Source organism: Dyella sp., assembly GCF_035277725.1.
In the GTDB taxonomy this organism is placed as follows: domain Bacteria; phylum Pseudomonadota; class Gammaproteobacteria; order Xanthomonadales; family Rhodanobacteraceae; genus Dyella_B.
In genome coordinates this window covers 1-9,281 of sequence record NZ_DATEJY010000262.1, presented here as the reverse complement: position 1 = coordinate 9,281, position 9,281 = coordinate 1, and the positions used below count along the sequence as shown (strand labels likewise).

Sequence of the window (9,281 nt, the reverse complement as noted above, 5' to 3'; positions counted from 1 at the left end):
TACGAGGTAAAGATCATTGGCGACACTGCACAGGTCTTTCATCAGGACGATGTGCCACAACGCCCTGGCGGCGTCGACGAAAGCAAGAGTCATCTGCTCATGACGGAAACCTGGCAGCGCATCGACGGCAAGTGGCTGCTTCGGATCGTGCATACCGACCGTATCCGCATCAATCCGCCGCCGATAGCGCTTACCCCAAGCCAGATCGACGAGTTGGCCGGAACGTATCGAAATGCCGGCAATACCTACGTGATTCGGCGCGAGGGTGATCGCATCCTGGGCGGCAAGCCCGGTGGACCTTTTTTGGAGTTGAAGGCGGAAACACGCGATATGCTGTTTGAACCTGACAACGTGTACAAACGGGACGTGTTTCAGCGCGACGCGAACGGGCACGTTACGGGGTTCGTTATGAGGTACGAAAGCTCCGATCAGCCATGGATACGCGTGGGGGCGTAACGGGCGGTCCGCGTCTACCCGGCATATCGCTGATATGGCCGCGACTGAAGAACGGAACGGACGTCGCTAATCTCATCCAATGACGTCCGTTCCTTTTTAATGAAACCTACTCAGCGCGCGCTATCGATAATCGAGCCGCCGTCAGGCGTGAGGCTATAACCCGTCAAGAACTGCGCATCTTTGCTCGCGAGAAACAGGACCACCGGCGCGATATCGTCTTCCGGCGTTCCGAAGCGTCTCAGCGGGTTACTCGGCGGCGGTACGCTGGCCTCCGGGCCCCACGTCTCTGCCAGAGGCAGAACATTGTTCACCGTGATTTTGTCTACAGCCCATTCGCGCGCAGCGGTTCGGGTAAGCGCGCGTACCGCTTCTTTGGCCATGTTGTACGGGCCGTAACCAACGAGCCCCAGGACACCGGCCATTGAACCAAAATTGATGACGCGTCCTGCCCCGCTGGCCTTCAGATAGGGATAGCAAAGCTGCATGGTCCGCAGGTAGGCAATCGGCCCCGTATCCAAATTGCGCTGCAACTGCGTCACCGTCAAATCCATGATGGACGAGAACGGTGCGGAGAAATCAAACGCGTTGTTTACGAGAATGTCGATGCCGCCATAGGTGGCAACCACCTTCTCGACCGCCGCATTCACTTGCTCCCAATCGCTGATGTCGCAGGCGACACCGATTGCGTCACCACCGGCGCCTCTGATGTTTGCAACAACAGCATCGACGTTGGCAGGCGTAAGCGAAAGCACGGCCACCTTTGCACCCTCCGCTGCAAGCAGTTTGGCGGTGGCGCGACCGATACCTCGGCCCGCGCCGGTGACGATAGCTACTTTTCCACTGAGTCGGCCCATGGCGCGCTCCTTTAATGAAGGGTTGCCTGATGTGCTGCCGCGATCACGCCATATGGCGACGGAACACCGCGGGCGGCATTTTGAGTAGTGAAAGACACGGTCAAAAGCACGAGCCCCACTAACGCCGGGATGGCTTCGCTTGGCTTGCGAACGCCGACATGGGCGAGCAATGCAAGCAGCAAGTGGTAGAAGATGCCTGCATAGGCAAGGTCGCTTAGCGGCACGCTGAAGCGCGACAGGATGACGGCTACGGCCAGAATTTTTACAACAGTGAGCACCGATACGAGATAGCCAGGGTAGCCAAGCCCAGCAAGGTTATGACGAACCCATTCACGCTTGACGATATACAGCGTTGCAGAGGTCAAGTAGAGCAACGCCAGCAGCGCCGTGCTGATCCAGTACGCATAGTTTGCGATCATGTGCCGTTCCTAGAGGTTATTTACATCAACTTTCCTCTAGGATTGGCCGTTAGATGAGAGCGCACAAGTAGGATGAAATCGTTGGGGTTAGTATGAAAAAGAATACTAATGGCGATGTCGAGATCAACATGCATGAGGAAATGCGCCGCGCATTCGCGCTGCTCTCTGGCAAGTGGAAACTCGAAATCATGTGGCTGCTCAGTCAGCGCATGTATCGCTTTGGCGAACTTCGCAAGGCCATACCAGGCATCACACAGCACATGCTGACTGCGCAGCTTCGTGAACTGGAAGCAGATGGCCTAGTGTCGCGCGAAGTCTTCGCGGAAGTGCCACCGCGCGTGGAGTACCAAATCACTCAAAAGGCTCGCGGGCTTGGGCCAACGATGGAAGCGCTAACGGCCTGGTGGAACGAGTATGGGAAGACGTTGCCGGTTAAGCCGGCATCGCGTGGACGCAAAGCCATGGTGGTGAAATCCAGGGTTAAGTGACGCCCGAGATCAGGACCATGCAGATGCATGGATCAACGTCGAAGGCTGCGCCAGGCGACAGCAAAGCGTTGGCGACGATGCAGCCGTGTAGGCTGGATGAAATCCCAGCCTACGCGCTCCCCGCGTACCAGCTTTCGCTGGAATGACGGGTTCGAGTTTTATGGCGGCTGAAAATCCTTAAGCTCGTGGAACGGCGTGTGGATGATGCCGGGGTTCAAATCGCAGGCCTCGGAGTATCGATCGACGCGATGAAAGCGTAGACGCGACGATCAAACCTCCAACCTGTCGTCCTTCCTCGCCACCAGCGCATACAACGCCGGCATCAGGAAAATACTGATCAACAGGCGCGTAAACAAACCGCTGACGATGACCAGCGCAAACGGCCGCTGTGTATCGGTGCCAACGCCGGTGGCGAGCGCAGCGGGAAGCAAACCGAGCGCAGCAACCAGAGCGGTCATCATGATCGGGCGTAGACGCAGGATGGCGCCCTGCCGGATGGCATCGGCTACGTCGACGCCCGCACGGCGCAACTCATTGACGTAGGAGATGTAGACCACCGCGGTTTGCACGGACACGCCGAACAGCGCCAGGAAGCCGATGCCGGAGGATACGGAGAACGGCGTATCGGTCAGCCACAACGCGATGATGCCGCCGACTGGCGCGGTCAGCAGCACGCCGAGCACCGTAATGAACGGGAACTTGAAGTTGCTGTACAGCGTGAACAGCAGCAGGAAAATCAACGCCAACGTCAGCGGCAGAATGACATTCAATTGCGCGCGCGATGCAGTGTATTCCGTGTATTCGCCGCCCCAGTCCAGGCGATAGCCCTGCGGCAGGGAAACTTTCTTGTTGACCTGCGCCATGGCATCGCCGACTGCACCGGCGAGGTCGCGGCCATCCACTGAAAACTGCACGCCGATGTAGCGGGAATTGTTCTGGCGATAGATAAACGATGCACCGGTGGTCACTTTGATATCGGCAAATTCCTTCAGCGGAATCTGCTGGCCACCGGGCGTGGCGACCAGGATGTTGCCAATTTCCTCGGGGTTGTCGCGGTATTGGCGTTCAAGCCGCACGACCAGGTCAAACTGCTTTTCCTGTTGCACCACCTGGGTGGCGACATCGCCACCGATCGCCGTCTGAATCAACGCGTTGATGTCCGCAACGTTCACGCCATAACGCGCAATGGCGGCGCGGTCGATCTTGATGGTGAGGCTGGGTTGTCCAAGCTCCTGCACCAGTGTGACATCGCCAATACCGCGCACTTGTTCCAGCACCTTCCTGATCGCCTTCCCTTTCTCCTGCAGCACATTGAGGTTCGGCCCGAAGATTTTTACGGCGAGCGCGCTTTTCAGGCCCGTTTCCGCTTCATCCACCGCGTCCTCTGCCGGCTGTGTGTAGTTGAACATGATGCCGGGAAACGCTTGCAGCTTCTGGTTGATCGCTTCCGTAAGCGCCGCTTTGGTGCGGTAGTGCCCCTTCCACTGCGCATACGGTTTCAAGCCCACGTAGAACTCGACATTGAAAAAGCCGGTGGAATCGGTGCCGTCGTCGGGACGACCCAGCTCTGAGGCCACCGTGGTCACTTCGGGAAACGAGCGCAGGATGTCGCGAATCTTCGGCGTGATTTTGGCCGACTCGTCAAACGAAATCGTGTACGGCATGGTGGCGCGCACCCATAGCGCGCCTTCGTCCAGATGCGGCATGAACTCCGCACCGATGCGCGGAATCAACAGTAGCGACGCGCCGAGCAACACCACCGACGCCAGCGTGATCGCCCACGGACGCCTGAGACAGACATCCAGGCCCTTCGCGTAAACCGACTTGATCGCTTCAAACATCCGGTTGCGCCGCTCGACCACCCCCTTGCGCATGAACCATGCGCACAGCACCGGCAGCAAGGTCAACGTCACGATCAGCGAACCGACCAAGGCGAAGATCATGGTGTCGGCCATCGGCTTGAACAGCGTGCCCGACGGGCCCGACAACACGTAGATCGGCAGGAAGCTGACGACGATCACCGCCACGGCGTAGAACAAGGGGCGATCCACTTCCGCCGCGGCGTCGCGGATGATCGCCTTGACGTCGAGCGGCGTGCCTTTGCGTTCGGCGATAAGGCGGAAGATGTTTTCCACCATCACCACCGCGCCATCGACCAGGATGCCGAAGTCGATCGCGCCGATCGACAGCAGGTTCGCCGAGGCTTTCTGCACGTCCAGGCAGATGAACGCAAACAGCAACGCCAGTGGAATCGTGACGGCGACAATCAGGCCGGCGCGGAAATCGTAGAGAAAGAAAATCAGCACCACCACGACCAGCAACATGCCACGCAGCAGATTGTCCTTGACGGTCTGGGTGGTCAAGGCGATCAGGTCGGAGCGATCGTAGAACGGCACCACCTTGACGTCTTTCGGCAGTATCTGGTCGTTGAGCTCCTTGGTTTTCGCTTCAACGCGCTTGAGAACGTCCTGCGTCTTCTCGCCGGTGCGCAGCAGGATCACGCCTTCCACGGCGTCATCCTGCTTCTCGTAGCCGAACTCACCCAGGCGCGGCGCGATGCCGATCGTCACGCGGCCGACGTCCTTGACCAGCACCGGCGTGCCGTCATGCACGGCCACCACCACATTGCCGATGTCTTCCAGCGTCTGCATGCGGCCCATGCCGCGCACGTAATAGAACTGGCCGCCCTGCGAATAGAAGCCGCCGCCGGCGTTGGCGTTGTTCGCAGTGAGCGATGCTTCCACTTGCGCCGCGGACAAACCGACTGACGCGAGTTTCGCCTGGTCCAACAACACCTGGTATTGCATGGTGCCGCCACCGAAACCCGAATCGTCGGCAACGCCAGGCACGGATTTGTATTGCGGCTCGATGGTCCAGTCTTCCAGCGTTTTCAGATCCATCGGCGAGCGATCCGTGCTTTGCAGCACGTAGCGATAGATAAGGCCGGATGGCGATGACATGGGCGATACCGACGGCGTCACGCCGCTGGGCAGGCTGATGTCGCCCAAGCGGTTGAACACCTCCTGCCGCGCGAAGTAATTATCGGTGCCGGTATCGAACGTGATGATGACGTCGGACAGGCCATACAGCGAAATCGACCGCGTCGTCGCCGTTTTCGGAATGCCGTTCATGCCCAGCTCGACCGGCACCGTGATCAGCCGCTCGACTTCTTCCGCCGCATGACCGGGCCACTGCGTAATGATCTCGACGATCGGCGGCGACAGGTCCGGATAGGCATCGACCGGCAAGCGCTTCAGCGAATGCATGCCCGAGCCGGCCAGGACCAGCGTCAACAGGATGACCAGGAACGATTGTCCCAACGACGCACTGACGATCCGGTTCATGAAGGACGCAGTGCGCGACGGCGTCTCGTTGGGTGGCAAGGTCTCGCTCATTGGTTTTGCATGAACTGTACGAAGAGGCCACCGTCGACGACGACTCGATCGCCCGCGTGCAAGCCGTTCGGAATCTGGAACTTGTCGCCCACGCGATAACCTTGCGTCACGCTTCGCCGCGCAAAGCTTCCATCCGGTTGCAGTACATACACGAACGGCAGGTTTTCATCGTCGCGCAGCATCGACGACACCGGCACCAGCATGCCGTTTTCCGCTTGCTGCGAATGGATGCGCACACTCACGTACATCTGTTTACGCAACTGGCCTTGCGTGTTATTGACGACCACGCGCGCGGCGACCATGCGCGTGTCCGAGTTCACCAAGTCGGCGACGTTATCGACCTTGCCGGTGATCGGCCTGGCATCCGTGCTGGTCAGCACGTCCGCGCTGTCACCGACATGCACGGCGGAAAGGTCGGCATCGGCAAGCTGCGCCATCACCCACACGCGCGACAGGTCGGCCACGGTGAAGCATGCTGTGGTTCCCGCCTGCAGCAATTGCCCCGGCGAGATCAGCTTCTCGATCACGGTGCCGGCTATGGGCGATCGGATGACGCCCTGGATATGGGCGATGGGCCTGCCCTGCTCGATATCCTTGATGGTTTGCGCATCGACGTTGAGCGAGATCAGCGTTTGTTTGGCCGCATAAGCATCTGCTTCGGCGCTGGTGGCATCGGTCTCGGCCTGGTCGGCTTCCTTCTGCGCAATGCCTTGGTGTTGCAGCAAATCCTTGTCGAGGTCGGCCAGCCGGCGCGCCGTGTGCGCGGTGACCAAGGCCTTGCGATAGGTGCTGACAGCCGTGGCGAAGTCGGGTGAATCGACGTAGGCGAGCGGATCGCCTTTCTTCACCTTGTCGCCCGGAGAGACGACAAGGCGCGACACCGGGCCGGAGATCGGTGCCAACACGCTGGTGGATTGGTCGTTATCGAAATCCACCACGCCGGTGGTGTCGATGCTGCGGTGAAATGGCTCGGCTGCCACCGTGTACAAGGTGATGTGCTGCCGCTGCGCCGCCGTCAGCGTGACGTTCACCGGCGTCGCCGACGCGGTCGGTGACGTGCCTTCATCGCTGGAGGAGCAACCCGCGCACAGCGCAACCATCAGCAGCACGGCCGCGGCACTCGCATAGCGCAAGCCAGGTAGGGGATTAAGGCAACACTGATTAATGTTCATCGTGATCCTGATTCAAGGCCGAGCCGTGCCACCAGCCACCGCCGAGTGCCTGAAATAATGCCGCGGTATCGGCAAACCGGTTTGCCTGCGCCACGATCAGGTTGATGCGTGCCTGCTGGTACGCCTGCTCCGCGCTGAGCAGCGACAAATAGCTGGCGTAACCGTCTTTCCATTGCCGCTCGGATAGATCGAGCGTCACCTTGGCGGCATCGTTCGCCGCCGCGGCCGCCTTCAACGCGGCGGCATCCTGGTCGAGTGCAACCAGCGTGTCGGCGACGTTTTGAAAGGCGGTGAGCACGGTGCTGCGGTATTGCTGGGCGGCTTCCACGTAGGCCGCTTTGGCAGCACGTTCCTGATGCAGCAAGGTACCGCCCTGAAAGAGCGGCGCCGTGATGTCGGCGCCAATGCCCCAGAAGCCGGTGCCGGAATGGAACAGCTGGTTCATCGCCAGCGCGGTGCTACCCGCGTTCGCGCTCAGCGTGATGTTCGGCAGGCGATTGGCTGTCGCAATGCCGATCTGCGCGCTTGCCGCATGCATGTTCGACTGTGCCTGCAGCACGTCCGGCCGTTGTTCGACCAAGGCTGACGGCAAACTGACAGGCAAGTCTTGCGGCAAGCTCAGCTGCGCCAGGTCGATGATGCCGTTCGGCGCGTTGCTTGGAAAACGCCCTACCAGCACGGCGAGCGCATCGCGTTGTTGCGCCAGTTGCTTGCGCAGCGGCGGCAACGTCGCCACCGTTTGTGCCAGCTGCGATTTCTGCGCCGCAAGATCCAGCCCGCTGGCGTAGCCTTTGTCGGCCTGGCGCTGCAGGATCTTCACCATGTTCGTGTTGATGTCGATCAGCTGCTGCGTCGCATCGACTTGCGCCTGCAAGGACGCCTCCTGCATTGCCGCGACCACCACGTTGCTGCTGAGCGTGATGTGTGCGGCAATCATCTGGAAGCGCACGGCGTCTTCCTGCGCTTTCAATGATTCCATCGTGCGCCGGTTGAGGCCGAATACGTCGGGCACGTAAGACACATTGAGCTGCGGCGTAAACAGGTTGTACAGAAACGCGTTGTTGTTCGGTGTCGGCGAAAGCGTGCCGGATTGGCTTTGCCGGGTCGCGGAAAATTCGGCTGAAAGATTCGGATAAAAGGCGCCACGCTGCGCGAGAACATTCTCGTGCGCTACCGACAAGGCTGCCTGGGCGGCCTTGAGGTCCGCATTGTTTTTGAGCGATTCGTCGATCAGCGCATTCAGTGCCGGGGAGTGGAACAACGTCCACCACTGGCGACTTATGTCGCCACCCATCACGAAACGCTGCGCCTCGCCGCCGGCGACGCCGGGCGTGGCTTCGGTGGTGCCCAATGGCGCGGCCGTATAGCGGGAAACATCTGGCGCCGCGGGTTTCTTGAAGTCAGGACCGACCGCACAACCTGCCATCAGCAGCGTCACGGCAATGACGCAGATACGCGCGGGCCGCGCCGCCAAAACGAGGTTCCTGGCACAGCGGGCGATCATCGCGTGCCGCCGTGATTACGTGAGCCACCCATTGTCCAAAGCTTCCGATAGATGTGGGTCGACGGGAATCGCCACCCTGCCCCGAACGTGATGATAGTGCGCCCGCCGCCGAGGCGGATAATGACTATCGATCTACAAAAAAACCAGCGGAAAACCGCATCTTCGCCGTTCGGTTTGCCGCAAGCTTTTGCGCTCCTTGCCGGTACATTCCCATGCTTGTGGCGCGTGCACTTTGCCATATCAGGCGCGGTATGGAACGCCGCACCGCGGCGTGTAGTGGTCGCTATGTGATGTCACTTTGCCGCAGCTGGGTATGTGTGCTGCATGCATTTCACGCAGGGAAACACTTGCATCGCCGTCCTGTCGAAAGCTGCGAAAAAGCGGTTCCCTCCCCTGCTTGCAGAGCCTGCCCCGGACTTGATCCGGGGGGAGGGTTAGGGTCAATGCTCTGGACTCAAGGTTCTTCAACCGCCATAAACTCTCGTTCGTCATTCCAGCGAAAGCTGGACGTAGCGCGAAGCGCGCAGAACGTCCGAATGGACGGCCCCGAAGGGGTGAGCGAAGCGAATCATCCAGCGACTTTTTAGCCGAAAGGCACTGGATTCCTCGCTCCTCAAAGCCGAGCACGTCCATGTGCTCTCCCCGCGTACCAGCTTTCGCTGGAATGACGGGTTTGGGTTCTGTGGCGGATGACAAAACCTTAAGTTCGGAGCATTGGGGTTAGGGTGGGGTGCGAGCGCAGCGAGCCACGGGAGCCGAATATCGCCACCACCCATTCCCTGGAAAAATTCAGCGTGCGCTAAAGCACAAGCAACCCCACCCCATCCCTCCCCTACTACCGCAGGGGAGGGAGCACATCATGGCGAGCATCAGCTTGACGCCTCCTTGCAGTTACGCGACTTTCCCGCCACGAGACCTAAGTCATGCGGCTGCCACCATGCGACGCGAGATAGCCATCATCGTTTTTCCAGGGTTTCAACTGCTGGATGCCGC

Annotated in this window: 7 protein-coding genes; 1 reads left to right on the top strand and 6 read right to left on the bottom strand. The window is 59.9% G+C overall.

Going from position 1 to position 9,281, the window contains the following annotated elements:
• The 3 genes from VJR68_RS20980 to VJR68_RS20970 all read right to left on the bottom strand — a co-directional run.
• A partial coding sequence (locus VJR68_RS20980) for a hypothetical protein (RefSeq protein WP_324150793.1) occupies positions 1-393 on the bottom strand: 393 nt, incomplete at its 3' end.
• Positions 394-566: 173 nt separating this feature from the next.
• Positions 567-1,310: an SDR family oxidoreductase gene (locus VJR68_RS20975; RefSeq protein ID WP_324150792.1), complete on the bottom strand. Its 744-nt coding sequence runs from the start codon at positions 1,308-1,310 to the stop codon at positions 567-569.
• A gap of 11 nt (positions 1,311-1,321) precedes the next feature.
• Complete coding sequence (locus tag VJR68_RS20970; RefSeq protein ID WP_324150789.1) at positions 1,322-1,729, bottom strand: DoxX family protein; 408 nt, start codon at positions 1,727-1,729, stop codon at positions 1,322-1,324.
• A 128-nt stretch (positions 1,730-1,857) separates the two neighbouring features.
• Between VJR68_RS20970 and VJR68_RS20965 the strand changes: the two genes are divergently transcribed.
• The gene (locus VJR68_RS20965) at positions 1,858-2,217 is read left to right on the top strand and encodes a helix-turn-helix domain-containing protein (RefSeq protein ID WP_324150788.1); all 360 of its coding nucleotides are present in this window, start codon (positions 1,858-1,860) and stop codon (positions 2,215-2,217) included.
• 269 nt (positions 2,218-2,486) lie between these two features.
• Here VJR68_RS20965 and VJR68_RS20960 read toward each other — a convergent pair whose 3' ends face one another.
• From VJR68_RS20960 to VJR68_RS20950, 3 genes are read right to left on the bottom strand one after another with little or no spacing between them, the layout of a single operon-like run.
• Entirely contained in the window at positions 2,487-5,612 is a 3,126-nt protein-coding gene (locus VJR68_RS20960) for a CusA/CzcA family heavy metal efflux RND transporter (protein ID WP_324150786.1), read from the bottom strand.
• Positions 5,609-6,784, bottom strand: a complete 1,176-nt coding sequence (locus VJR68_RS20955; protein ID WP_324150785.1) for an efflux RND transporter periplasmic adaptor subunit — start codon at positions 6,782-6,784, stop codon at positions 5,609-5,611. The genes VJR68_RS20960 and VJR68_RS20955 overlap by 4 nt, the downstream gene beginning before the upstream one ends.
• A complete protein-coding gene (locus tag VJR68_RS20950; RefSeq protein ID WP_324150783.1) occupies positions 6,774-8,258 on the bottom strand; it encodes an efflux transporter outer membrane subunit in 1,485 nt (494 codons plus the stop codon). The genes VJR68_RS20955 and VJR68_RS20950 overlap by 11 nt, the downstream gene beginning before the upstream one ends.
• Positions 8,259-9,281: the final 1,023 nt, after the last annotated feature.

What these genes read in the sequence shown, in the direction of transcription:
- VJR68_RS20975 (WP_324150792.1), bottom strand. Translation starts at nt 1,310, where the DNA reads ATGGGCCGACTCAGTGGAAAAGTAGCTATCGTCACCGGCGCGGGCCGA.
- VJR68_RS20970 (WP_324150789.1), bottom strand. Translation starts at nt 1,729, where the DNA reads ATGATCGCAAACTATGCGTACTGGATCAGCACGGCGCTGCTGGCGTTG.
- VJR68_RS20955 (WP_324150785.1), bottom strand. Translation starts at nt 6,784, where the DNA reads ATGAACATTAATCAGTGTTGCCTTAATCCCCTACCTGGCTTGCGCTAT.
- VJR68_RS20960 (WP_324150786.1), bottom strand. Translation starts at nt 5,612, where the DNA reads ATGAGCGAGACCTTGCCACCCAACGAGACGCCGTCGCGCACTGCGTCC.
- VJR68_RS20965 (WP_324150788.1), top strand. Translation starts at nt 1,858, where the DNA reads ATGCATGAGGAAATGCGCCGCGCATTCGCGCTGCTCTCTGGCAAGTGG.